Genomic DNA, 264 nt, shown 5'->3' with positions numbered 1-264 from the left:
CCGCACGCGGGTTGCCGCCGAGCGCGAAGATCGATCGGCCGTAGGTCGTTCTTCGCATGACGATCTCGAAGATCACCGCCAGGCCCAGGAAGATGATCACCGGCACGGCGATGCCGAACAGGTAGCCGCGCCCGAAGAAGGCGAACCAGGTGTCCTCCTGGTTGACGATGTCGACGTTCTGGCCGTTGGTGTAGATCAGCGTCACGCCCTGGATGGCGGAGAGCATGCCGAGGGTGACGATCAGCGAGTTGAGCCTGAGATAGC

The 264-nt window shown here is 62.9% G+C and carries 1 protein-coding gene; it reads right to left on the bottom strand.

The genetic code is table 11. The features are described 5' to 3' along the window. Positions 1-264: ABC transporter permease (locus tag SB754_RS20875; protein WP_410784263.1), on the bottom strand; the 264-nt coding region annotated here is incomplete at both ends.

The sequence above is a fragment of the Leifsonia sp. SIMBA_070 genome, from assembly GCF_046534635.1.
In the GTDB taxonomy this organism is placed as follows: Bacteria; Actinomycetota; Actinomycetes; order Actinomycetales; family Microbacteriaceae; genus Leifsonia.
Note: the sequence above shows the minus strand (reverse complement) of the source record. Positions and strands in the feature narration are given on the sequence as shown.